We start from the raw sequence: 25,989 nt of genomic DNA on the forward strand, positions 1-25,989 counted from the left end.
GTATTCTAAAATGAGAAATGGACCTTCTTTCCGGTAATGAAACGATGAGTAGCAAAAACCACAAAATAAAACCTTTATAGACTAAGTTTTTATCAATAATTGCTAAAAATTAAATCGTTTGGCAAAGTTGGGTTTCTATCGCTTGAAATATAAAATGAAGTGAGACCCAGCTTCGGTCTTACTTTCCATTTTTAACATGCCCCCATTAAGGTCAAGAAATTGCTTTACAAGCAATATCCCCAAGCCTGTGCCTTTTTCATTGGCGGTCCCTACCTTAGAAGGCATCCGGGTGTAACTTCTGCTATTGATCAAATTATGGTAATGTTCATCAACACCAACACCTGAGTCCTCAATATGGCAAATCACATAAGACTCTTCAAGCACATAGTAAACTTTTATAATACCATGTTCAGGTGTGAATTTAATGGCATTCCCTATTAAATTTTGAAGGATAATCTTTAGCTGAACCCTATCAATCCTTATAAAAATCCTTTTATTTCCATTATGCTCCGCATTTAAAAATTTGGTCTTTATTTGAAAACTATAGCCTAATAACACCTCACTAACGACCTCAGCCAGATCAACATCTGACGGATTAGGCTCCAGACCATCCAATTGACTGTTCGCCCATTGCAAAAGTTCATTGAGCATAATTTCCGTATTTTCCACCTGCAATGTCAAAAGACCATAGGCTTCATTTTCATCATCCTCATTGAAATAACCTTTACCTTTCATTTCTAAAAGTTGCTTGATTGAGTTTATGGGAGATCGCAAATCATGAGATATAATACTTAACAGTTTGGTTTTAGCTAAATTAATTTCCGATAAATTTTTATTCTGTTGACCAATGTAATTTTTTTGTTTTTCAATGGCCCTGTTTTTCTTCTCCAAAGACTTATTGAATTTCTCCTTCAATCTTATTGTTTTTCTGAAAAAATAAACAGTGAAGCCAAGGAACAATATTAGGAGGGACAAAAAGACCAATAGCCTATTACGTTGTTTTAGTACCGCCTGATCTATTTCACTTTCTGCCTTCAATTTTTCATTTTCCGCTTGCGACAACTTAAGGTGAAGCCTTGCTATCTGCCTGCTTTTTTCTTCATTATAAAGACTGTCGGTATAAATTTGACTAAGCTCCAAAAACTCATAAGCCTTATCAAATTTCCCTTTCGCCTTATAAATGGCACTAAGCAATTCGGTGATCTTTTGCAAGTCCCAATTAGCACCATGAAACTCTGCAGTACTCAAAGCCTCTTTGCCTAAAACCAATGCTTCATCTAAGTCACCTGTTTCAAGTTTTAATTGAGCCAAACCGGTTAAAGCAAAAGTCTTTTCCCAATTGGTGAGCGAAGAACTGTCTTCAAGGACAAGCCTGTATTTTGACAAGGCATTATCAAATTCTCCCATTTCAAAATAAACCTGCGCCATCCTATTATTCACCATAGAGTTTAGGCCTTGTTTTGGGAAATTGACCAAAAACTCAAGTGCTATATCTAGATGAGACATGGCTTTTTCAAGCTCAAACAATTCATTATGAAGAATCCCCAAGTTAAAATGGTTTCTTGCCAACCTTACACTATCTCCATGTATGGTGTTAATCCCTATACATTCTTCAAATAAACCCTTGGCCAATTCAAACTCTCTTTCCACCATCAAAACAAGAGCCCTGCCATTCATTGCATACTCTTTTTGAGAGATAAAATCACCCTGAACCGCGTAATCAAAGGCCTCCAAAAATCGCCTAAGCGCGAGTTCGTAATCACCTGAGATGTAATAAACAGTACCTTCCTGATTGTTTATTCTTGCCATCAATTTCGGGTCTTCCACACCCTCAGCTAGCTCTCTAGCTTTTTTTATGTATGCAATAGCCAGTTCTTTTTGATCGTATTGAACAGCCTGCGATTCACTTAATAATGAGTCGATAGCCTGTAAATCAGCGCCGTAAAGACATCGAAAAGGCAATAAACAAATAAATAAAAAAAATAAGGTCTTGGGATAAGGCATAAAATAAAACCTGTCAAATAAACTTCAAACTACATCAACTGACATAAAAAGTAACCTTAGCTATTGATTAATTTCTCTGATTAAATCAAAGTTACTATAATAAAGGTAATCAAAACAACCATTAAAACATTTTCTTAATCACCTGTTTTTCCGCATAAAACCCACACAACCCGTGACGCCGTCACCAGAAAGAGTAGCGGATGATCAGATGTCATGATGAAAACGCCGAAGTGAAACAATGCAATAGCCGTGACCAGGCCGTTTGGGCCTGAACCAACAACTATTGCATTATAGGATTTCTCTACCATTTAATAATTTATTGCACCTTTTAATTTTTCGCAAGCTCTTCCAAAGCATTAACCAACCTGTCAAGATCAGTAGGACGAGTGTAAACATGTGGAGAAACCCGTACAACATTTATATTTTCATAACTAATGGGCGAGGTATGTATTTTATAGGTTTTTAGAAGTGTACTTTCCAGTACTCTCGGCGTCATTCCATCTATAGACACTCCAGCAATAGCACAACTATAGGCAGGCTTAAGCGATGTATGGATATTTACCCCTGGGATTTTTAATGCTCTTTCCGCCCAATAATTTTTCAAGTACCTTGCCCGTTCTTCTTTTCTCTTTTTCCCAATTCCGTTATGAAAATTGATAGCCTCACCTATCCCCTGCTCCAATGGAAAACTCCGGGTACCTAGCGTTTCAAATTTTCTAATGTCATCTCTCACAGGGTCTGCATCACACAATAAAGGCCAAACTTTAGCTATATGCTCCTTTTTTATCCACATCATTCCTGTCCCAATAGGTGCTGAAAGGTATTTATGCAGGCTAGTTCCAAAATAATCCGCCTCCAAATCAGGTATATTAAAGTCCAGCAAGCCAAAAGAATGCGCTCCATCAACTATTACTTCTATAGCTTTTTCATGGGCCATTTGGCAAATTTTCTTAACAGGCATTATCTGTCCCACCCAATTGATAACATGTGTCACGTGGATGATCTTTGTTTTTGAAGAAATGGCTTGCCTGTACATGTCAACGATGGTTTCGTCATCTTCGATTGGAAAATCAAAAGACAATTGCTTGTAAACGATGCCTTCTCTCAAAGCACGTTGTTTCCAGGCATTCATCATGTTGGGATAATCTTGAATGCTGCCTATTACTTCATCCCCCCTATTTAAGTCTAAACCATGTATTATGGTATTCAACGCCTCAGTGGCATTTCTATTGATAGCAATTTCTTCAGGATCACATCCACCCAACAGGGCTAGTTTCTCTCTTAAGGGCTCTCTGCCTTGATCAAGGATTCTCCACATATAATAAGACGGGGCCATATTGGCCATTTTATCATAACGGTCTACAGCATCCAAAACCAATTGCGGGCTAGGTGATACACCACCATTGTTGAGGTTCAAAACTGGAGAGGAACTTGCAGGGTAAGCCTGCTGTATCAAGGACCAATAATCCTCATTACTGGCTATTTCTGCTGGACTTAGGTCTTTATAAAGATTGGCTTTTTTTTCAAAATCTCCTGCATAAAGTTGATTAAACAGGCTTCCTGATGAAAATGCTCCGGCTAATACAATTGATTTTTTAAAAAAACTTCTTCTTTGTGGACTATTTTTCATGTTTTTCTTTTTATTCCGGGGTAATTTTATTTCCCGGAGATACTGGTTAATGCAAAATAGGTATCTGGGCAATTCAGGCATGCAAAATACTACAATTAATCCAAAAACGAAGGCAGTCCAGCCAACTGTATTAAACCCAAAAGCTTCCGCTTTGTAACTTGATTCAATTAGCTCTTTGTTCGTTTTTTAAGGAGGCAATGTACACCCAAAGGGCATAGCGCTTTTATGTAAGATAATAAAGAAGCATTAAACTGCTGAACTTTAATTTTTCACATCCAATTAACAAGCCTTTTTCACCAGCAAGCTGGTGAAAATATCAATTATAGCTCAGAGGAATTGCCTAGTGGTTGTTGTTGAAATAACCTGGCAAATTCAGTTACATTGGGGTAAACATTCATTTCATCAAAAACATCTTCGGGTGAAAAAAAACGAATCTCCTTACATTCATCTGTGGCCTGAAAATTCAAATTTTCTAAACTGGTCTCGTACATCACGTTGGCTATAAACACACCATTATGATTTTTGACAGTAAAAAAATAACAAGGCTGGGTTGAGGTATGTGTGATTTTCAATTTCATTTCTTCCCAAATCTCTCTTTGCAAGCCTTCTAGAGGAGTTTCTTCAAAATCCAACCCTCCTCCAGGTAATTCCCAGAAGCCATTGACCTCCCTCACAAGCAAAAAACGATTTTTTTGATCACGTATCAAAGCCTTTACACTTACCCGGTAAAAGCATTCAGGCACTTCTAGTTCCATCTTTTTTACCTTATTTATCCAACCAAGCTACCTTTTGAGCGGCATTATGTTCTTTACCAATAATATCTCTGTAGAGTTCAGGCCGACGTGCATTTCTATAGCGGTATCCTCCAGCTAGCTCTAGTTTCTCTTTGGTAAGGTTGGCGATGACAAAATCATTGTTAAGTTTTCGACATTCTCCAATGACATCCCCAAATGGATCTATGATCATGGAGCAACCATTCTTTAATTGATCATCATCCATACCTATTGGATTGGAAAAAACTACATAAATACCATTGTCATAGGCCCGGGCAGGCAACCACTTCATTAGCCAATCCCTTCCCTTCATACCGTCAAACTCAATCCTTAATGAGGTAGGATCTTTGGCTCTGTTTTTCCAAAGTTCAGGAGCTACAAATCCTGCACCAGGCCTGGTGGAAGGTGTGCACATAGTAACATGAGGCATGAAAATGATTTCGGCTCCCAAGAGGCAAGTCGCTCGTACATTCTCAATTATATTATTGTCATAGCAAATCAAAATCCCACATTTCCACCCTTTGTAATCAAAAACACAATAGTTAGAGCCAGGTTTAATGTTTGGATTAATAAATGGGTGTAATTTATGAAAATTGGCCTGAAGTCCATCGGCATCTACACAAACATAGGATTTGAAAATTTGCCCCTTATCATCCTTCTCAAAAAGACCCGCCAAAATCGTGATTTTATTCTTTTTCGCTATTTGTTTCAGTCGCTGGACACTAGGCCCGGCAGGAATGAATTCAGACAACTCCAACATTTGTTCCCTGTTCAATTTCCTAGCGAAGGAATAACCCGTAATCGAACACTCATGAAAAGCAATAACATCAGCACCTTCTACGGCTGCTTTCTTGCTTAAATCGTCTATAATGTCAAGGTTATAAGACTTGTCCCCACTTCTATTTTCGAATTGAGCTGTAGCTATTTTTATGTCCATATAAATTCTGTTTACAAGTTTTTTGGTAATCAATTTAACTAAACATTTCCTGTTCGGCTATTAAAAATAAACATTCATTCTAATAGAAATGACCATACCTTTTTCTCAGCGATCCTAAATCCAACTAAAGTCAAGTTTAAGCTTTATGCAAAGCCTCAAACCCTAAGATAATAGCTTTTTAACCCGGATTATGTAATAGGATTTCTCCGCCCTGACAAGGTCAGGGTTGATGCCTGTCCCGTGTTTACGGGAAGTGTTGCAATCGCAAGAAAATCAGACTGTTTGGAGATTTTAGCATAGCACCGCTATGGTGAAATTGAAAACAGCAACGAAGTGGCTGATTTTAAAGCGATTTCAGCACGGAATAGAATGTCCATTGCATATTTCGGGTTTAATAAGCGAGTATAGCAAAAACAGGTAAATGATCAGATGCATAGGTTTCTGGGATCACTTCATGATGGTTCACTGTAAATGCATTTTGTGGCTTAAAAAAAATAAAATCAATTGCCTTTGTGGGCTTATCTACTGGAATCGTTGGTGGGCACTCTCCAGCACAGGTTCTAGCGAAGGTTTTGTCTATAGAATTTATCGCTTCCGAGCCTATCACAGCATTAAAGTCTCCTGCAATAATTACAGGTATGCTTTCCTTTTCAAAATAGGCCGTCACTTCTTTTGCTTGTTGGGCAGAATTAGTAGCACTACTAAAATCAAGATGAGTGGACGCAAATTTTATTTTTTTATTGCCCGGCAAGGTAATTTGTACGCCTAAAATTGCTCTTGGCTCCGTTCCAACTTCGGCGGATAATTGGAGAAAAAAACTATCCTCTTTAGGAAATTTAGAAAGTATGGCATTTCCATATCCCCCTCCTTGAAATGGTATGGATTGCTTAAAATAATAATTTAAGCCCGTTAGCCTGGCTAGTTCTTTGGCCTGATTTAAGTCAATGCCAGAACGCCTGGAATTGACATCCACTTCCTGAAGTGCTACCAAATCCGGATCAGATGCCATTATCACTTTTGCAATGGCCTCCATATCAATAAAATTGGGTTTGGAAGGAGGATTGGCATGATGAATATTGTAAGCCATCACCTTCAAATTACGTTCCTGCTGTGCTACTACTCGAGTGGAAAATAACGAGGCCATAACAATGGTGCCTAAACAAAAACAAAGTGGTAGAAAAGATGAATTATTAAAAGAAATTTTCATAAAATAAATCTTAGTTTATTTAAATAAACGACTAACCAAAGTTACCATTTACTTGGTATTTTTAATTGATGTCTACAAGCAATTATTACCGTTAAAATTATTTACCTCCGACAACAAGCCCTAGTCAGATCATATCCACTTAACAAAATCAGGATATTGAAGATGTATCCTACTAAAGTTAAACTGGGGGAATTTTGATGAGATTAATCGATACAATAAGAGAGGAATGTAATTTGACCAACCTGCCATTTAATCAGTATTCTTCAAAACACAAAATCATAAAATTATAAACGCATATAAATAAAATTTTTAAATATATCGATCTTAAAATCAATTATATCACCGATTAATAGTGTTTAACCGTGTTTTCGAAATAAAAATTTCTTAAGCCACTCTACCTTAAATTATAAGCAGCCTTTTAATTTTAAAATTCCAACTTTCACATAATGAAAAATGCTATATAAATGATTTATTTTGATTATCGAATATTATGATGGACTTTTCCACGTGGACAATATAAAAATTACAAGGGCTTTTCTTAGGAAATACTTGTAATTTTCTTTAAAATCACCCTTTAATAGAATGAATTTCCCCTAATGAGTATTTCCGATTACAAAGATCCAGAAAGGGACGCAAATTGGTTGAAAGCTGTAAATGCTATTCAAACATTGGGCAGTATGCCTGATATAAATTTTGATGATGTAACCGAATTAGTTGCGGATACATGTCAAACACCAATTGCATTGGTGACGATTCTAGACAAAAATAGGATTTGGTTTAAATCGAAAATAGGGTTATCAAAAAGTGAATTATTACGCGAGGATAATGAAGGCTTTCATTTCCTCATAAAAACCGGGGTTTCAGAAATTGAAGACTTTTCGAAAGAGGATAATTATTCTGGTGGTAAACTTGAATTTGAAGGTAAACCCATTGCATTCTATCAAGGCTTTCCAATTCTCTCCGAAAATGGATTCCCTATAGGTTCATTGTGTGTAATGGACTTTAAACCTCGTAAACTTCAGATCAACCAAATAAAAACCCTGAGGGTATTGTCTGGGGAGGTTCAAAAAAGAATTGAATTAAGTTTAAAAAATCACGACCTTAACTTCTTCACCAAAAAAACAGGAAACGCACTTAAAAACGTCGGGGACATTGTTTTCTTAATCGATAGAAACTTTGCTATTACGGACTATTTCACAGCAAAAGACGAATATTTAAAATTTTCCCCTCATGTATTTATTAACAGGAAAATAAGTGACTTAGACTTTCCTCCAGAAACAAAGGTTTTGTTTGAGAAACTATTTAAATATGCTATAGAAACCGAAAAAATCCAACAAAAGGAATACAGCCTTGAAATCAATGGTAAAGTAGAATGGTTTGAGGTTAGTTTTGAAAAATTGTCTACTTCAGAAAATGAAGTGATCTGTATTGTTAACAATATAAGTCATCAAAAAAGCGAAGAGATAAAGGCTCAAGACAACATAAAAGAATACCGGGATTTCTTCGAAAACACCCAAGGGTTAATGGTAAAGCACGACTTAGAGGGAAATATTTTGCACATTAATAAGTCAGGAGTCAGGATATTAGAATACACAGTTGAGGAGCTTTTGACGATGAATATGTCAGACTTGGCCCAAAATCAAGACAACTATCTTGACTATTTAGTTAAAATAAAAACGAATAAAGCATTCAATGGAATCGTCAGACTCACTTCTAAGTTAGGTAATGTCGTTACATTTCAAATAAACAATGTATTGTTTGAACCATTATTTGGTAAGTCTTTTGTACTATGTAATGGTATAGACATCTCTCAAGCACTTAAGGCACATCAGGAATTGGAATCCGCCGCTGTTTCAATCAATAAGGAGAGGTCACTTTTAAGAACCATCATAGACAATATTCCAATAAACATTTACACCAAAAACATCGAATTTGAAAAAACGCTCATCAATAAAAAAGAGCTGGAATATCTAGGTCTTGAAGATGAATCAGAAGTTTTAGGGAAAAAAGATGAAGAATTATTTAACTCTGTAACGGCCAGAGAGTCTAGAACTGAAGATGAAATGGTGATAAAGAAAGGCCGGTCCATCATTAATAAGGAAGTCGTTCAAGTTCAAAAAAATGGAAATAAAAGGTATTGTTTAATCTCTAAATTACCTCTAAAAACAGAAAATGATGAAATAATTGGTATGGTCGGCATCACCAATGACATTAGCGAAAGAAAAAAGGCCGAAATGGCTTTATTAGAAAATGGGAAGCGGCTCAATGCCATTATTTCAAGCACCAATACGGGAACATGGGAATGGAACATGCAAACGAACCAAATCCTAGTCAACCAAAGGTTTTGGGAAATCATTGGTTATACCATTGATGAGCAAACCATCCTTTTTCAAAAAGACTGGGAAAAATTGTGCCACCCTGATGATTTAAAAGAAAAAGAGAATGGTCTAAATAAGCATTTTACTAAAAAAACAGATTTTCACCAGAGTGAAATAAGATTAAAACACAAGAATGGACACTGGGTGTGGGTTTTAGAAGTTGGTAAAGTTTTTTCCTGGGACCAAGAGGGAAATCCTACCCTTATGTACGGTACTTATCAAGATATAAGTGCAAGGAAAGAATTTGATACGCAGCTCAATGAAGCTAAAGAAAGTGCTGAAAATGCTAATAGGGCTAAATCCGACTTTTTGGCCAATATGAGTCACGAAATTAGAACGCCGCTAAACGGAGTTATAGGATTTTCAGACTTATTAATGAAAACACCACTGTCTGAAACCCAACTTCAATACATGAAGACAGTTTACCATTCTGCACATTCTTTGCTAGACTTAATAAATGACATACTGGACTTCTCAAAAATTGAAGCTGGGAAAATGGAATTGTCCATCGATAAGGTTGATATTTTTGAACTAGGTACGCAAGTAACAGACATTATCAATTACCAAGCTCATTCCAAAGGCTTAGAGTTAATTTTGAATCTTTCTCCACATCTACCAAGATTTATCTACGGAGATGATGTCCGGCTTCGTCAAGTGTTGGTAAATTTATTAACGAATGCAATAAAATTTACTGTAAAAGGAGAAGTTGAGTTAAAAGTGGAAATCCTTGATAAGGAGATTCAAACCAATTCACCTATGAAATTTAGGTTTTCTGTAAGGGATACTGGCATTGGCATCTCCCCAGATAAACAACATAAAATCTTTGATGCTTTTTCTCAGGAGGATGCAAGCACTACCAGGAAATTTGGAGGTACTGGACTAGGACTAACCATATCCAATAAGTTGTTAAACTTAATGGGAAGTGAACTTGAACTCAAAAGTGACCAGAATAAAGGCAGTCTTTTTTATTTTGATATTCACCTTAAAGCAGAGCAGGGTGAAGAAGAAAAACACCCTGAAAACTATGGACTAAAGAAAGTATTGGTTGTTGATGATAACCAAACAAATAGGTATTTGGTTAAAGAAATCCTAGAAGTAAAAAACATACAGTGTTTGGAAGCTAGCAATGGCTTGGAAGGTCTCAGCATTTTAGAAAAAGAATGGCCTCTAGATTTAATATTAATGGACTTGAGGATGCCGTTCTTAAATGGTATGGAGACAATAGGGAAGATACGTACTTTGAAAAATGAAACCATCGCTAAAGTGCCAATTGTTTTACTTTCCAGTTCTAGTGACAATGACCTTGACCTAAAGCAGCTTGCTTCTTTTAATGTCAAACACAGATTGATTAAACCAATTAAAAACCATCAAATGGTTCAAATATTTAGTAAGTTGAATAGCTCAGAAACTGAAGGAAAAACAAAAACTCAAGATATCGCAGAGTCGAACGACTTCCTATTGAACCAGGATTTCAGCGTCTTAATAGCCGAGGACAATCCGGTCAACATGAAGTTATCAAAGATAATTTTATCAAAAATAAGCCCTCGCATAAAAATAACAGAGGCAGAAAACGGCTTAATGGCTTACGAATATGTGATCAGCAATCATCCTGATCTTATCCTTATGGACATTCAGATGCCAATAATGAATGGTTACGAAACAGCCAAAGCCATTAGAACCATTGATCATGGCAGAGACATCCCTATCATTGCTTTGACAGCAGGTACTGTAAAAGGTGAAAGAGAAAGATGCATAGAGTCTGGCATGAATGATTATATCAGTAAACCACTGGTTCAGGGTCAACTAACAAAAAGAATTGTAAATCTACTGAAGACTCGAAACACAGAAGCTCCACAACATGAAAATGAGTCAATAAATAAATTTACCTACAAACCAGAGCATTTTGACAAAACCCATCTGTTAGATTTGTTTGATGGAGATAAGGAAATAGGCAGGGAGCTTTTAAAGGTGGCCCATGTAAATCTTGAAGAAAACAAGGCAATTCTGGACAAGGCCATTGACAAAAGGGATGCAGAAAAAATAGTAGAGGCCAGCCAGAAAATAAAAAACTCGGCCAGCACTTCAGGCTTTTTTATTCTTTTGCAGCTTACTGAAAAAATTGAAAAACAAAAGCAGGAGGAACAACTGGTTGATTTAGGTTTAAAAATTCAGGAAGAAATTAATTATTTATTAAAAAACATTGATTCATTGAAATTATAATAGCCTAAAATGGTCTCATAGGTGGATTGGTAAAAATAAAACACAGGTATTTTATTTTTACCAAGAAAAGGTAACCGTATTTTTTTTCTTACATTTGTTTTTCCTTTGAACAAAAACCACCTAAAAAAATAATATCATGCCGGAGACCAAAATTTTCTCAGGTTCGAACACGCCACTCTTGGCGCAAAGTATTGCCAAAGCTTATGGTCAGGCACTTGGAGACTTAACTTTAGCAAAATTTAGCGATGGAGAAATGTCCCCAAGTTACAACGAATCAATTAGAGGTTGCAATGTCTTTTTGGTACAATCTACGAACCCCTCAGCCGACAATTTATTGGAGCTATGTTTAATGATAGATGCGGCAAAAAGAGCCAGTGCTTACAAAGTATGCGCTGTTATCCCCTATTTCGGGTATGCAAGGCAAGATCGTAAAGACAGACCTAGGGTTAGCATAGCTGCCAAACTTATTGCCAATATGATCACCTCAGCAGGAGCTGATAGAATAATGACCTGTGACCTGCATGCTGGTCAAATTCAGGGATTCTTTGATATTCCTTTGGATCATTTGAATGGATCAGCTATCTTTGTGCCCTATTTGAAAAGTCTGGATTTAGGAAACCTGATTTTCGCTTCGCCAGATGTAGGAGGAGTAGGGAGAACCAGGGCTTATGCCAAGCATTTTGAAGTAGACATGGTCGTATGTGATAAGCACAGAAAAAGGGCCAATGAAGTGGCTTCTATGCAGTTGATAGGAGATGTAGAAGGGAAAGACGTAGTGATGATTGATGACTTGGTAGATACTGCGGGTACTATGTGCAAAGCCGCCCAAATCATAATGGACAAAGGCGCTTCATCAGTTAGAGCCATTGCTACCCACGGAGTATTATCTGGTAAGGCTTATGAAAACATTGATAACTCAGTTCTTTCTGAATTGGTCATTACTGATACCATTCCAGCTAGTCAGGAATCTTCTAAAATAAAAGTATTAACAGTAGCGCATCTATTTGCCAAAGCGATTCATGCAGTTACCGGAAATACTTCTATAAGTTCGCTATTTATTTAAGCATTCAATTTTATTATAACTAAACATAAATTATGAAATCAATTGAGATTATAGGGTTTAAAAGAGCAAATCTCGACAGAAGATCTCTTGACGCAATCCGTGACGAAGGAAATGTTCCTTGTGTAGTTTACGGACCAGGCATCAAAGAACAAATTCACTTCACTTCTCCTGCAATTCTATTCAGAGACTTGATTTACACACCAGAAGTTCACATGGTGGATCTTAATATCGAAGGTACTATTATTAAAGCCATCCTTAGAGAAGCACAATTTCACCCAGTAAGTGAAGTATTGCTTCATGCTGATTTTTTAGCATTCAGTGATGAAAAAGCCATTAAAATGGAAATTCCTGTTAGACCTTATGGTTCTTCTCCAGGTATTATCAAAGGTGGTAAACTTGAGATCAAAACCAGAACCCTTTTGGTAAAAGGATTGGCAAATGATCTTCCTGATGAAATTCCTTTTGATATTTCTACTCTTGAATTGGGTAAATCTGTAAAAGTAGCTGATTTGAGTGTTGAGAAATTTGAATTGCTTAACAGTCCAAATGTAACTATCGCTACCATAGGTATCCCTAGAGCATTGAGAGGCAAGAAAGGTGAAGAAGAGACAGAAAATTAATTTCTGACATCTTAAAATAAAATTATAATCCTGTTCTGATTTTCACGGAACAGGATTTTTTTTATATTCGCTTGAAAATAAAATGCTTTTAAAATAAGTTTTCAATGTTCCTATCTCTATTTCCATACCCATTTTAAGCTATTTTAGCCAAGAATAGGACCTTGGGGTAAGCTTGGCATATTTGCTAAAAAGTAAGATGGCCCATCAATCTTATATTTATGCCTACCTATTCCAATGATTTAACCCGAAATATGCAATAGCTATTCTATTACATAATCCGGGTTTAAAAAACTGAATTTTAACTAAAGAGCCTGTTATATACTTTATAACACTTTGTTTAGATAGTAGTATAAAGAGAAAGATGGGGATTAAGCAAGTTATTTATTCCCGAAGTTAACACCTGAAAAAGTCAAACCAAACGCATGAAATACCTTGTAGTAGGGTTAGGAAATATTGGCCCAGAGTACGAATTGACCCGACACAATGTTGGCTTTCTAATATTAGACAGACTGGCTGATGAAAATAAACTAAGCTGGGAAAGTGATCGGCTAGCCTTCACCTGTCTGCTAAAACACAAAGGCCGTCAAATTCATTTGATCAAACCTACCACTTATATGAACCTAAGTGGAAAAGCTGTAAACTACTGGATGAAAGCTTTAAAAATTCCAAAAGAGAATGTGCTTGTGGTGGTCGACGATTTAGCACTTCCATTTGGTAAACTTCGGTTGAAGCCCAAAGGCTCAAGTGCTGGCCATAACGGATTGAAGAACATTGAAGAACTGACAGGAGGGCAGAATTATTCTCGACTTAGGTTTGGAATTGGTGACGATTTCCCAAAAGGAAGACAGATAGATTATGTATTGGGAAGATGGTCACAAGAAGAAATCGACACCTTACCTATCTATATGGACAAAGCCATCGAAGTGATCACAGCTTTTAGCACTATTGGCCTAGAAAAAACCATGAACTTTTATAATAAATAAGAAGATGAAAAACATTAATCTGGGTATTCAAATCGTACCAAAAAGTAAAACACTTGACAGCTATCAATTGGTGGACAAAGCCATTGCAGTCATTGCCGCTTCAGGGGTACCTTACGAAGTCACACCATTTGAGACTGTCATGGAAGGTCCTGAAGATAAATTGATGGCAATAGCAAAGGAAGCCCAAGAAGCAGTTCTAAATGCTGGTGCTGAAGAAGTATTGGTTTACTATCGCATGCAAATACGTAAAGGAAAGGATGTAAGCATGGAGGAAAAAACACTCCCTCACAAACATTTATCCACGTCTAAAATCACTCCTTGGTAATTAAAAAAGCCTTTCATAATGAAAGGCTTTTTTAACCCGAAATATGCAATAGACATTCTATTACATAATCCGGGTTTAAGTTTTACTTGGTCCAATAATCCACTACGGTCACATCCTCTAAATGAGGACTTAAGACCTCCACAAAGGCTTTGTGTGCAGGGTGGGGCAAATAGATTTCTCTATCTTCTTCACTTTCAAAAGTAACAAAAAAGCAATGCGTCAAACCCTTATTAAGCCCTTCGGGACTATTGTTCGTTCCCCACTCAAAATCTTTAATCTCTGGGATTTTTCCCTGTAGGGCAATAAAAGCGTCCTCAACTCCCTTAATATCTGATGGACTTGCTTCCTCTTTAAAGGAAAATAAGACCACATGTCTTAACAAAGGCTTGTCAGCGCTTACAGTTTCTTTCATGTCTTTGGGTTCTTCTTTGGTTTCTTTAATTTCTTTAGGCTGGCAGCCAGCAACTAACAATAACACTACTGCAATTGAAAATAAACGTTTCATAGCGAGCTTTAGGGTTTAAGTGATTCCTCTTTCTAACTGTAAAGTAAAAGAAAAATAATAAAAATGGATGCTTGACACCAAAATAAGTTGAAATATAGACTAACCTATATTGGTTTTTAGCATAAATGGCACATATTAATGGAATTAAAATATTGAACCAAGACCTTAAAAAGTGTTATATATTTGAATTTTCTAAATAAAAAGAGTATAATTTAAATTAAATCATTTACATTTAACTTAGTTAAGACCGTAGAATTAGTATTGCAATTATCCGAGTATCAGAATAGGCCTATAGAGATAAGTAAACCTTTCGAATTTAACCTAAAATGTAATTTACTTTGAGACAATTGTTTCACTTTCTACAAATGCCTATATGTATTTGAGCATTGGCAAAAGGTTTTGTGATTGATAAACCTAAGTCTTTTACGAATGTTCCGAGAAAAAAATCATTTTTATGTGTAAAATAGGGCTTACTTATATAGTAGATGATGATCCACTGTATAATTTTGGTACAAAAAAAATTTTGGAAATAACTTCGTTTACCAATCAAGCTCTATTTTTTTCAAACGGAGAAGAGGCATGGGAAGATTTTCATCACAGAATCGCAACAAACGGGCCTTTGCCAGACGTAATCCTTACGGATATCAATATGCCCCTGATGAATGGCTGGGAATTATTGGATAAGATTGGAAGTGTTTCCTACGATCATCCCATAAAAATCTTCGTGATTTCTTCTTCCATTAATCAGGAAGAAATGGACAAAGCCAAAAAATACCATTATGTCAGTGATTATATTGTAAAACCACTAACACTGGATAAAGTAAAAAAACTTAAAGCCAAAATCCTAGAAGGACAGTATTGATTAAACTGTAGCTTGGTCCATTGCCATTTATTATTGGTGGCTCTTTCACAAACCATTGGTATTGATCGTCTAACTTTTCTTTTGGGAAAGGTTTATAGATTATTCATTCAACCTTGCTTTTTTCATCGCCTTGTAAACTTCCTCCATAATATTCGTACGTAAATTTAATTTATAGATGTTTCTGTTTTCCCTTGTAGGGTGAACTCTATTTGAGAGGAATACATAAACGATTTTATTTTCCGGATCAATCCAGGTATATGTACCTGTAAAACCAGAATGGCCAAAACTTTGCTCAGAGGTACTTGCCGCTGCATTGCCATTAGGATCTCCCGGCTTGTTCTGTCTGTCAAATCCCATTCCTCTGTAATTCCCCTCTTCACAATACACGCATTTGGAATATTCCTTCACCACGCCTGAGGCAATTAACTGCTCCCCTGCATACAAGCCATCGTAAAGATAAAGGTGCATCAACTTGGCCAGGTCATTGGAAGTGCCAAATAAACCTGCATGTCCACTGACTCCACCCAACATGGCCGCACCTTCATCATGGACCGTGCCATGTAAAAGTTGCTTCCGGAAGGCAGAATCATATTCTGTAGGAACTATTCGATCCATTTCAAAATTTAAATAAGGATTAAACGTGAGTGTTCCGGCCCCTAATGGCTTGTAAAGGTTTTCTTCAAGATAAGTATAAAATTTCTCCCCTGTAATCTCCTCCACTACCTTAGGCGCAAGAATAAATGACAAGTCACTATAAACATATCCCGGCTCAGCATTCAGAGGAGAGGAAAGTATCTCCTTATAAATTTTACTGTCATATTTACGATGTATAAACAACTTATCAGCCACTTTGATAGGAAAACGTCTGGAAGAATCCACCTTCATGGTATACCATTTGAACTTCCCGCTTTTTCTAACCGTGGACATCCAAAAAGGAATCCATGAACGCAGCCTTGCCTGGTGGGTTAAAATATCCCGGTAGACCAAATTCTCCTTATTGGTCCCTCTGGCTGCTTTCAAGTAATGGCCCAATGTCTGGTTTTCATCAAACTTGCCCTCTCCTTTTAAATGCATAAAAGCTGCCAAAGAGGTGCTGATTTTGGTAATGGATGCCAGGTCATACATATCATCCACCCTTACCTCTTGTAAAGAATCATAGGTATGGTAACCAAAAGCTTTGTGGTAAAATACTTTGCCATCCTTTGCCATTAACACCTGACCTCCAGGAATGGCCTTCATTTTGATGGCCGTCCGCATCATGGAATCTATTCCATCTAAATTCATAGAAGCCATGCCCACCCCTTCCGGCAAGGTATAAGCCAGTCTTATTCCTCCTTCAAGTTTCAATCCATCCCCTCTGTTAAAGGCATGGTTTATGGTCACAGGCAATTTCCCGCTTGCACCAATCCCTCCAAAGATCATTTGCGCTGTAAGGTCTTGGGTCAAGGGAGTTTCCTGGTAGGCGGCTATGACTCCAGCAGCATTCTCCAAGCCTTGAATTTTCCCCAAACTATATACATTACCAAAAACACTAACAATCACTGTATGCTGTTCAATAAGTGATCTCAGTAAAGTCACCATCTCAGGACTAATTCCAAAATCATTCCTGCCTTCTCTAATTCCCAAACCATGGATTCCTACCAGGATTACTTGGTGGTCAGAAAGACTTTCATTCAATGCATTTATATCTTCGATACTTCCCTCTTTAGGAAAAATAAAATGATCCATAGGACTATATCTATCAAGGTAATGCTGAAATTCAGTCCTTTGGTTTGCCCCTATGGACAAGCTTGCAATCTTTGTTTTTCCTAGCCCCTTGAGGGGTAACACATTCTCCTCGTTACGAAGCAGGGTAAGTGAAGCCTTTGTTAACTTCTCAGCTAAAAAATTGGCTTCTGAATTGTTTAAATCTGCGATTAAATGCTCCGTTTCAACCGGTTCCCACTTATCCAGACCAAGCCATGCTTTGGCTTTTAAAACTTTGAGCACTCTTTTGTCTATTTCTTGCTGACTAATTTCCCCTCGTCCAAGCGCTGCTTTTATTTCTGTAATTGCGGCAGGAACATTCATGGTATTTAACAACATGTCATTGCCTGCTACCAATGCTTTGGCATCCACTTTCCCCGGAGGGTAATATTTTGCCACAGCCTGCATATTAAGAGCATCGGTGAAAATAAGCCCCTTATAGCCCATCTCATTTTTCAATAAGTCTGTAACGATAGGTTTGGACAAACTGGAAGGACTGTTTTCTGCACTATCAAGAACAGGTATCTCCATATGGGCGACCATTATGCTCCCCAATCCCTGGTCCATCAATTTTTGAAAAGGATACAATTCTAAATCTTTTAGGCGTCTTTTAGAAAAGTTAAGCACGGGAAGCCCATAATGCGAATCAACATTGGTATCTCCATGACCGGGAAAATGCTTGGCAGAAGCCAGAACTCCATTGTCCTGCATGCCTTTCATATAGGCCAGGGATTTGCTGGTCACATTTTCTTTTTCCTCACCAAAGGAGCGAAATCCAATCACTGGATTATTGGCATTGTTATTCACATCCACTACTGGTGCAAAATTCACATTAATCCCAGCCCTTTTGGCTTGCCTTGCCACCTCTGCGCCCATATCATAAATAAGCTTTTCGTCATCCACTCCACCTAAAGCCATCTGATAAGGGAAACGCACAGTGCTGTCCAACCTCATTTTCAGCCCCCACTCCCCATCAAGGCTTATCATTAATGGCACTTTAGAAAGTTGTTGAAATTGATTGATCATATGTGCTTGACGAACTGGGCCTCCCTGAAAAAAGATAATTCCTCCCACACCATATTTCTCCACCAATCCTGCAATGGAATCTACATGTACCTTGTCCTTATTGGAGTAAGCAGGAATCATGATCAACTGCGCAATGCGTTCCTCTGGAGTCAATGTAGACAAAACCGAATCCGCCCAATGATCGTATTTCCCATCCAAAAATGGTGGTGCTTGCGCAAAGAGGGAAATATAATTAAGGGTTAGCAAAAGTAAAGTCAGCAATCCCATTTTTGCTAAATCAAGTAACGAATGGTTGGGGCTCCTCCTGCCTAAAGCATTTCTGGTACTCTTAAAATTATCGGTCATACTTTCAAACAAATCAATTTCGGTTGAAAGATACCACTTTTGTTGCATCTCATTAAAATGATTTAAAGAAAATGCCTATCATTGGGTATAAAAATTTATTTTAAAAAGAGAACCATGAGTCCACTGCTCGTTTTTGGTGTAATCGCCATCTATTTTGCACTATTGTTATTGATTAGTTACCTCACATCACTGAAATCTGACAGCCAAACTTTTTATACAGGAAACAGAGAATCACCTTGGTTTTTAGTGGCATTTGGCATGGTAGGAGCCGCCTTATCAGGCGTTACTTTTATATCAGTTCCCGGCGAAGTAGGCAATACCCAATGGGCCTACCTGCAATTTGTGATGGGCAATATGGTGGGCTACGCTGTTATTGGATTGGTGCTAATACCACTGTTTTACAAGTTGCATTTAATTTCTATTTATGAATACCTGAAAACTAGGTTTGGACCTAAAGCCTATGTTTCCGGCGCAAGCATTTTTCTTATTTCTCAAACCATTGGTGCTTCGTTTAGGCTTTTTCTTGCCGCTACTGTTCTACAAATAGCATTTTTCGATGCCTTTGGCATTCCTTTTTACGGTTCTATACTGACCACCATGGTCTTGATCTGGCTCTATACTTACAAAAGCGGTATCAAAACCATCGTATGGACAGACACATTGCAAACCCTCTTTTTGCTTTTAGCAGTCTTCATTACCATAGTCGTAATCGGAAACCAACTTGGAGTGAGTGGTGGTGAATTGCTTGCTATAGTTAATAAAAGCGACCTTTCTTCCATTTTCGTTTGGGAAGGCAATACAAGTCAGAATTTCTTTAAAATGTTTGCAGGAGGTATTTTCATTACCATTGCGATGAATGGGCTGGACCAAAATATCATGCAGAAGAACCTAACCTGTCGCAATCAAAAAGACGCCCAGAAAAACATCTTATGGTTCTCCATTACCTTTTTCTTATCCAACCTTTTATTTCTGGGTTTGGGGGTACTGCTTTACCATTATGCTGAAATAAACGGCATAGCTATACCCAAAGCCACCGACGAGTTATTTCCTTACCTGGCCCTGAATCACTTTGGAACCTTGACGGGCGTAGTTTTCTTACTAGGGATTACGGCTGCGGCCTTCTCAAGTGCCGACTCCGCTTTGACAGCCTTGACTACCTCTTTCTGCATAGATATAGTCAAATTACCCGAGCGAAAAAACATCAATCAGGATAAAACCAGACGATGGATCCATATTGGCTTTACTTTCCTGGTGTTTTTAACCATTGTGGTATTCAATGAGGTGAATGACAGAAGTGTGGTAAGTGCGGTATTTAAAGCTGCAGGATTTACCTATGGTCCTTTGCTTGGCCTATTTGCTTTTGGACTGAGCAATAAAATGGCCGTCAGAGACAAGTTTGTCCCTTATATTTGTCTTTTAAGCCCTTTCCTCTCTTTTATACTCGACTGGAATTCCGCCGACTGGTTCGATGGTTTTCAATTTGGCTTTGAAATATTACTCGTAAATGCGGCTATCACCTACATCGGCTTACTCCTTTCAAGCAAAGGAGCTACATCAGCGTAAAAGAGTAAAAGGCAACATAAATAAGGCAAATATCATAGAAAGGGTAAGGGTTACCCCAAATCCAAGCAAACGGAAAGGCAATAATATCAACCAAATTAGCGGGTAGAGCAATAAAACAATTATGGCAAGGGGCCAGCAAAGCACCAACAAAATGGCCCAAAGTATCATTCCGGTAAATATTCTCATGGATAAAATTGAATCTTTGAAAAGAATAAAGACCAATTAAGTGCCAAAAACCAAATAGGGCCTTGAACATCAATTCAAGGCCCTTAATAAATTAAAGATGCTTTTCTTGCTACGGTTCCGTACAGAATTGTGTCCGAAAATGTACGGAAAAGTACTTTCTTTTCACTTGAAATTATTGCGTCCTTTTACCAGTCTTTTTTCCAGATCGGCCCTCCTTTGTATACCTCTCCCACAGGATACCTTGGGGAAGGAATCACCATCGTCTCCATTAGCCTATCGATTTTTTTCACCAGTTCAGGATGATCATTGGCCAAGTTATGCTGTTCGGAAATATCCCTAGCTAGGTCATAGATTTCTATTGCTTGGCCCTTCCCTCTTCTGATTCCTTTCCAATTTCCAATCCTAACAGCCTGATCATACCTTTGTCGGGTATGTCCAAAATCCCAGTAGAGCACACGGTTATTTTCAGTAAGGACTTTCCCTTTCAAGGCATCAACTACAGAGATACCATCGATATTTTCAGGTATAGGCGCATTGGCCAAACCGGCAAAGGTGGGCAACATGTCCTGAAAGCCTATCAGCGCATCAGATTGTTGACCTGCAGGAATGACGCCTGGCCATGAGGCGATAAAAGGAACCCTTATTCCTCCCTCGTACATGTCCCGCTTGTACCCTTTTAATTGTCCATTGGTTTTGAATCCTTTCCATGTATTGCTATGTCCTCCATTGTCTGAAGTGAAAATAATTAGGGTGTTTTCTCTAATCCCCAATTCATCTATGAGTTTAACGATTTTGCCCACATCTTTATCAAGACGGTAAATCATGGCTGCATATTTTTTAGCGGCTTCGGGCCAGTCTTTGTCCGTATAAGGATAGGTGGAAGGGACCGTAACACCGTGTTCATCTTCTTCGAGGGCTGAAAAATGAGGAAGGGTATAGGCAGAATAGAAAAAGAAAGGGGTTTTACTATTTTCACGGATAAAGTTTAAAGTGCCATTCGTGAGAACATCATGGCTGTAATTGTTTCTTAGAATGGGATTATCCGGCAATAGAATCTTTCTATCGTCATGATCCAGGTAACTGGGGTAATAATAATGGGCATGGTCCTGATTTAAATAACCTGTCCAGGTATCAAATCCCTTATTGGTGGCTCGGCCTTCCGTTTGGGCATCCCCCAAAGACCACTTCCCTACTCCTCCTGTTCTATATCCTGCCTCCTTTAACACCTGAGCCAAGGTGACATCTCCCTCCTTTAAATAAGTAGGATAATGCGGCACATTGTCTCTGGCCACTGTATGCCCATTGTGCAAGCCGGTCATAAGTACAGATCTGGAGGAGGTACAAACTGGCCCACCGGCATAAGCTTGACTAAACATCATGCCCTCACTGGCCAAGGCATCTATATTTGGTGTTTGGATCAATTGCTGACCATAAGCACCTAAATCACCATATCCTAAATCATCGGCCATGATAAAAATAATATTAGGCCTATCTCCATTATTGATTTGCTGTGCGGTAACAGTTTGGAAGCCTATCGATAAAATCAATAGTCCCAACCCCATGATTTTCTTTAGTAAATGCATCAGTTTTAGTCTTTTAAAAGAATAGTTTTATTTCCACCCTCAATACCTCAACGGGTTCCACTGCTAGTTCAAAGACAATATACCAATTCAGCTTGGATCATTGGTGGAGCGATTGTCTAATTCTCTCCGTAAATTTTATTAACCAATTGAAACACGGTATCCTTAAATACCCATAAAACCAAAATATCCCCCTCTCAAAGCATTATAACATAAAAAAAATGGGGGTTTTTAAATCTAACCTCAACAAAACCAATTTTCTCTACGTCTTGGGTAAAACGAAAGATAAAAGCCATGAAAAACCCATTTACACTACTACTTATAGCCCTAATTTTTATTGTTTCCTGTGTGGAAGATCCTCTACTTTCTGCTTCCGACACAGGTCCTTTGCCTGTTGGCTCATGGAGCAATGTCTCCTATAATGAAACTGGGATGACTTTGGAAAAAGTAAATAAATTGCAGGACAACACTTATGGCTATCGTTTTCTTGGTGATGGCACTTTTATTCACCGTGCCAACAGCGGCTTTTGTGGCACTCCTCCTATTGTCACAAGTGATTTTGAAGGCAGCTGGACCAAAGACGGTGACATTCTAAATATTCAAGGTACTTTCTGGGGTGGAGAAACAGTAGAGGAATGGCAAATAATCTCTTCCGACAATAATGTCCTGACCATCAAAGTGCTTAAGAATGAACTAAAGATGGAGGAGTAAATTCCTAATAGGTGGTTCTAACAGGCAGGCTATTGGTTAGGTCTATATTTATTTTAGATCGAATTTTTAATGAAAGTTACCCTGAAGCAGAACAACTCAATGCTGATTTAAATGAACGTTTTAAAAATTACACTCCCTCTTTTCAGTTAATTTTTAACCCGAATTATGCAATAGACCTTCTATTACATAATCCGGGTTCAACTCAGGATTTAAGAATTACAACTATTATTTTTTGGATACCCACCCTCTACCATTGCTATGATTAGCTATTGGTAGAATATTTTTTTTAGGGTATATTCAAGCCTCGTTTTCTTCCTTATCATAATTTATGTCGGGAATTTACAATCAAACCATTTTTAATATTGAATTGATCTTAAAAGTCAAGAACCTAAGCCCCCCATGAAAATACAACTGCAGCCAATAAAGGTATTGTTTACAATTTGTTCCTTGTTTTTCTCTCTTGTTTTCGTGGCCCACGCGCAAAAAGATGGGCTAATTCACATTTGGCCTGGCAACGTACCAGGAGAGACGGCCCCCAAACAGCCTGCGGTAGTCACAGACAACAATAGTGGTGGAGTTACTCGGCTGACAGATGTCACCGATCCTACTTTAAAGGTATTCTTACCAGATGAAAATGTGAATAATGGAGCAGCCGTTATTGTTTGTCCTGGAGGAGGTTATAAAATCTTGGCCATCGATAAGGAAGGATATGAAGTGGCCGAATGGTTGAATACCTTGGGTTACACTGCCTTTGTACTGGAATACCAAGTACCGCAAAAACAAGATGGCGCTTTGAATGATATACAGCGTGCCATACGCATAGTTAGAAGTGGGGCAAGTGACTGGAAATTAGACCCTTACAAAATTGGTGTAATTGGGTTCTCTGCAGGCGGAAGTTTGGCTGCACGAGCAGGCACAAGGTACGATGAGGAAACCTATACACCTCAAGATGCCAAGGATAAAGTGTCATCAAAGCCTAATTTTGCCATGTTGATCTACCCTGCTTATCTGGACAAAGGAGAAAACAGAAGCCTAACCCCTGAATTGAAAGTAGACGAAAACACTCCTCCAATGTTTCTTTTTGCAACAGCTGATGACACGCATGCCAACAGTGCACTAGTGATGGCGACCGCATTGCGAGACAACAAAGTACCTGTTTCCTTGCACTTACTACCCAAAGGCGGACATGGGTATGGACTAAGGGATGGCAACCCAGCCGGAGAATCCTGGCCAGCATTGGCTGAAACCTGGCTTAAAGGGATAGTAAAATAATCTAAAATCAAGGACTGTTAAATATAGAAAATGTCTTGGATATTTTTCTGAGAGAGCATTTGAAGCCATTACAAATGGCCGGTACAGAATGTTTTCTAAAGTACATTTTTGATTAATATTAAGGTGTAATTGCAAATCACACCCAGCTGCGGTAGCTGAGCGAAGTCCATCAGTGGCTGAGTTAAGTTGGTGCCAATCCTGTAATTGATGTGCACTCATATAAATCAAGCAGTTAGTCAAAGTAAAAAAACCAAAAGAAGTAACAGCTTCTAAGATAAAGTTTGCTTGGGAATTATTTACTGTAACAATTGTCACCACTTTAATGAGGTAACCCTTCTACCTTAGTACAGACAAATAAAGCTTAGCTGCGGGTCCTGTTTGGTGGTAATTAATGATTACATCAAAAACGAAATACTATAAAATGGTAAATAAAGAAGTTAAAACAACTAAGAACCCTATTAATAATTGGCTTTTGGTAGGGATTATGTGTGCCTGGTTGGGATTGGCACCCTTTTTCCCAGAGCCGCATATTTGGGGCAAACTCAAATGGATAGCAGGTGGTGCCCATGGCATGCAATTAATCGATTGGGGAGATTTTTTAATGCATGGCTTCCCCTGGATTTTACTGGGCCGACTTGTTTTCCTTAAGTTTAAACCTAAGACAGTAAGGGCTTGATAGGGTGGTCTTAAGATGATTTTTTAAAGTTTTATAAGATTGATAAGGAGTTGTATTTTATTGAGGATTTTGCTGAAAAAGGGTTTGAGACAGGCCATTGCAAATGGCCTGAATGAGATGATTTTCTAACGTTGTTTTTATTTTAAAGTAAGGTGTAGTCAAAAAACTACACCTACTTCTGGTCCATATCAAAATCCGGCTCCAGAGGGTATCGTCAATTTCAATCGGGTATAGGGGCTGAAATATAGGTCACATTGGTGTATTTCCCTTCCGTCACGGGAATTATTTCATTGTTGAAAGGATTTACGAGTTCAAATTCAAAGACACCACTAACCCTTTTACTTGATAAATCGGAACTTGAAATCAAAGAATATCCAGTTTCCTCTCCATCCCAGCTTGTCATAAAAAATGTCTGGTCTACATGTATCAATGTCCCTATGGTAGCGAGGTTTATAGGTGTATTTTTGAGGAAATCCACGTAGACTTTTTCACCTATATGTGAAAAGTTGGTCCCATAAGGTTCATCGTCATTGATTGTTACTATCAGTGTTTTTCCTGATGCATCGGTGGCCCTTACGTCGAATCTTTTACCTGTGTCATCTCCTACCAAGGTATTTTCAAAAGAAACTGCTGTAAATGTCTCTCCACCAATTTTACACGTTAGCGTACCTATATTGGCCTCTGGTTCCTCCTCTTCAGAACAGGAAGTGAATAGAAATGCAGTCAAAATAGCCACTGCTGACAATTGAAATAATAAGCTTGTTTTCATTCTGTTTTTATTTATTTAGTTTATGTAAATGCTGTATTTTTAAACCGAGAATGGTTTTGTATAACTCTGTTATTTGTGGTGAATTTTGGTCTGGGTTATCTCCTGTACCAACCTTGAGAGGCAGGCTTGAAGTTGTACAAAAAAATTTTAATTTTTCGCTAGTCCACTGCAAAGCAAATTCACTTGATCATTATTTACCCTGTTTGCTCAGACCTTACAAAGGAGATGTCACCCCTTCTTCTCAAACAAAAAATTCGCTCTACGATTGCGTTATACCGATTCCGACCCATTTTTAAAAAACCTTTCCGACCCCTACTAATTCTTTCTTTTTCGAAAGATAAGGGTTTATTTATTAAAAAAAACACCCCAATAGTGTATTTTTTAAGCTAATCTTTAGAAATAGAACAATAATTCCAAACCAATATTGAAATTCTATCCGCTACCAAGAAAGATGCTTTATAATTTTCTGAATTACTGGCTTTACCAAAGAAAGGCAATTGAGCGAGGCCTAATCCTGTCGACCACTGATTGAAGTAAAAGTCTTTTGGCGGCTGAGCAGAGATCAGTTTGGCAACCTATCCAAACCTAAACCAGGCGGTAGTCAAAAT

At 37.9% G+C, this 25,989-nt stretch carries 19 protein-coding genes; 10 read left to right on the plus strand and 9 right to left on the minus strand.

Features of this window, described 5'->3' with window-relative positions:
* Positions 1-135 precede the first annotated feature (135 nt).
* From AC13EX_RS10060 to AC13EX_RS10080, 5 genes are all read right to left on the minus strand, one after another.
* Positions 136-1,962: a sensor histidine kinase gene (locus AC13EX_RS10060; RefSeq protein ID WP_482892570.1), complete on the minus strand. Its 1,827-nt coding sequence runs from the start codon at positions 1,960-1,962 to the stop codon at positions 136-138.
* Between the two features lie 370 nt (positions 1,963-2,332).
* Positions 2,333-3,634 (minus strand): aminotransferase class V-fold PLP-dependent enzyme, encoded by a 1,302-nt coding sequence (locus AC13EX_RS10065; RefSeq protein ID WP_482892571.1) that lies wholly within the window; start codon positions 3,632-3,634, stop codon positions 2,333-2,335.
* Positions 3,635-3,954: 320 nt separating this feature from the next.
* Complete coding sequence (locus tag AC13EX_RS10070; protein ID WP_482892572.1) at positions 3,955-4,389, minus strand: NUDIX hydrolase; 435 nt, start codon at positions 4,387-4,389, stop codon at positions 3,955-3,957.
* 10 nt (positions 4,390-4,399) lie between these two features.
* On the minus strand, positions 4,400-5,344 hold the full coding sequence (locus AC13EX_RS10075; protein ID WP_482892573.1) for a nitrilase family protein: 945 nt from the start codon (positions 5,342-5,344) through the stop codon (positions 4,400-4,402).
* A 391-nt stretch (positions 5,345-5,735) separates the two neighbouring features.
* Positions 5,736-6,488, minus strand: a complete 753-nt coding sequence (locus AC13EX_RS10080; protein ID WP_482892574.1) for an endonuclease/exonuclease/phosphatase family protein — start codon at positions 6,486-6,488, stop codon at positions 5,736-5,738.
* A 659-nt stretch (positions 6,489-7,147) separates the two neighbouring features.
* Here AC13EX_RS10080 and AC13EX_RS10085 point away from each other — a divergent pair.
* The 5 genes from AC13EX_RS10085 (at position 7,148) to AC13EX_RS10105 (ending at position 14,140) form a co-directional block, all read left to right on the plus strand.
* A complete protein-coding gene (locus AC13EX_RS10085) occupies positions 7,148-11,149 on the plus strand; it encodes a response regulator (protein ID WP_482892575.1) in 4,002 nt (1,333 codons plus the stop codon).
* 136 nt (positions 11,150-11,285) lie between these two features.
* A complete protein-coding gene (locus tag AC13EX_RS10090; protein WP_482892576.1) occupies positions 11,286-12,212 on the plus strand; it encodes a ribose-phosphate pyrophosphokinase in 927 nt (308 codons plus the stop codon).
* A gap of 32 nt (positions 12,213-12,244) precedes the next feature.
* Positions 12,245-12,832, plus strand: a complete 588-nt coding sequence (locus AC13EX_RS10095; RefSeq protein ID WP_048642584.1) for a 50S ribosomal protein L25/general stress protein Ctc — start codon at positions 12,245-12,247, stop codon at positions 12,830-12,832.
* Positions 12,833-13,254: 422 nt separating this feature from the next.
* Positions 13,255-13,815 carry an aminoacyl-tRNA hydrolase gene (gene pth / locus AC13EX_RS10100; RefSeq protein ID WP_482892577.1) on the plus strand — a complete coding sequence of 187 codons (561 nt, stop codon included), beginning with the start codon at positions 13,255-13,257 and terminating at the stop codon, positions 13,813-13,815.
* 4 nt (positions 13,816-13,819) lie between these two features.
* Positions 13,820-14,140 carry a thiamine-binding protein gene (locus AC13EX_RS10105; RefSeq protein ID WP_482892578.1) on the plus strand — a complete coding sequence of 107 codons (321 nt, stop codon included), beginning with the start codon at positions 13,820-13,822 and terminating at the stop codon, positions 14,138-14,140.
* An 82-nt stretch (positions 14,141-14,222) separates the two neighbouring features.
* Here AC13EX_RS10105 and AC13EX_RS10110 read toward each other — a convergent pair whose 3' ends face one another.
* Entirely contained in the window at positions 14,223-14,645 is a 423-nt protein-coding gene (locus AC13EX_RS10110; RefSeq protein ID WP_482892579.1) for a Dabb family protein, read from the minus strand.
* 454 nt (positions 14,646-15,099) lie between these two features.
* Here AC13EX_RS10110 and AC13EX_RS10115 point away from each other — a divergent pair, with 454 nt between their 5' ends.
* Complete coding sequence (locus tag AC13EX_RS10115) at positions 15,100-15,507, plus strand: response regulator transcription factor (protein ID WP_482892580.1); 408 nt, start codon at positions 15,100-15,102, stop codon at positions 15,505-15,507.
* A gap of 99 nt (positions 15,508-15,606) precedes the next feature.
* Here the strand turns inward: AC13EX_RS10115 and AC13EX_RS10120 are convergent, their stop codons facing one another.
* Positions 15,607-18,672: a serine hydrolase domain-containing protein gene (locus AC13EX_RS10120; RefSeq protein WP_482892581.1), complete on the minus strand. Its 3,066-nt coding sequence runs from the start codon at positions 18,670-18,672 to the stop codon at positions 15,607-15,609.
* 66 nt (positions 18,673-18,738) lie between these two features.
* Here AC13EX_RS10120 and AC13EX_RS10125 point away from each other — a divergent pair, with 66 nt between their 5' ends.
* Positions 18,739-20,187 carry a sodium:solute symporter gene (locus tag AC13EX_RS10125; protein ID WP_482892582.1) on the plus strand — a complete coding sequence of 483 codons (1,449 nt, stop codon included), beginning with the start codon at positions 18,739-18,741 and terminating at the stop codon, positions 20,185-20,187.
* Positions 20,188-20,558: 371 nt separating this feature from the next.
* Here AC13EX_RS10125 and AC13EX_RS10130 read toward each other — a convergent pair whose 3' ends face one another.
* The gene (locus tag AC13EX_RS10130; RefSeq protein WP_482892583.1) at positions 20,559-21,956 is read right to left on the minus strand and encodes an arylsulfatase; all 1,398 of its coding nucleotides are present in this window, start codon (positions 21,954-21,956) and stop codon (positions 20,559-20,561) included.
* Between the two features lie 291 nt (positions 21,957-22,247).
* Between AC13EX_RS10130 and AC13EX_RS10135 the strand changes: the two genes are divergently transcribed.
* From AC13EX_RS10135 to AC13EX_RS10145, 3 genes are all read left to right on the plus strand, one after another.
* Positions 22,248-22,664, plus strand: coding sequence for a hypothetical protein (locus tag AC13EX_RS10135; RefSeq protein ID WP_048642577.1), 417 nt, complete (start codon positions 22,248-22,250; stop codon positions 22,662-22,664).
* Between the two features lie 399 nt (positions 22,665-23,063).
* On the plus strand, positions 23,064-23,936 hold the full coding sequence (locus tag AC13EX_RS10140) for an alpha/beta hydrolase (protein WP_482892584.1): 873 nt from the start codon (positions 23,064-23,066) through the stop codon (positions 23,934-23,936).
* Between the two features lie 421 nt (positions 23,937-24,357).
* Positions 24,358-24,612 (plus strand): hypothetical protein, encoded by a 255-nt coding sequence (locus tag AC13EX_RS10145; protein WP_482892585.1) that lies wholly within the window; start codon positions 24,358-24,360, stop codon positions 24,610-24,612.
* 220 nt (positions 24,613-24,832) lie between these two features.
* Here the strand turns inward: AC13EX_RS10145 and AC13EX_RS10150 are convergent, their stop codons facing one another.
* Positions 24,833-25,381, minus strand: coding sequence for a hypothetical protein (locus AC13EX_RS10150; RefSeq protein ID WP_482892586.1), 549 nt, complete (start codon positions 25,379-25,381; stop codon positions 24,833-24,835).
* Between the last annotated feature and the right edge of the window lie 608 nt (positions 25,382-25,989).

It is taken from the genome of Cyclobacterium sp. L-R (genome assembly GCF_056859355.1).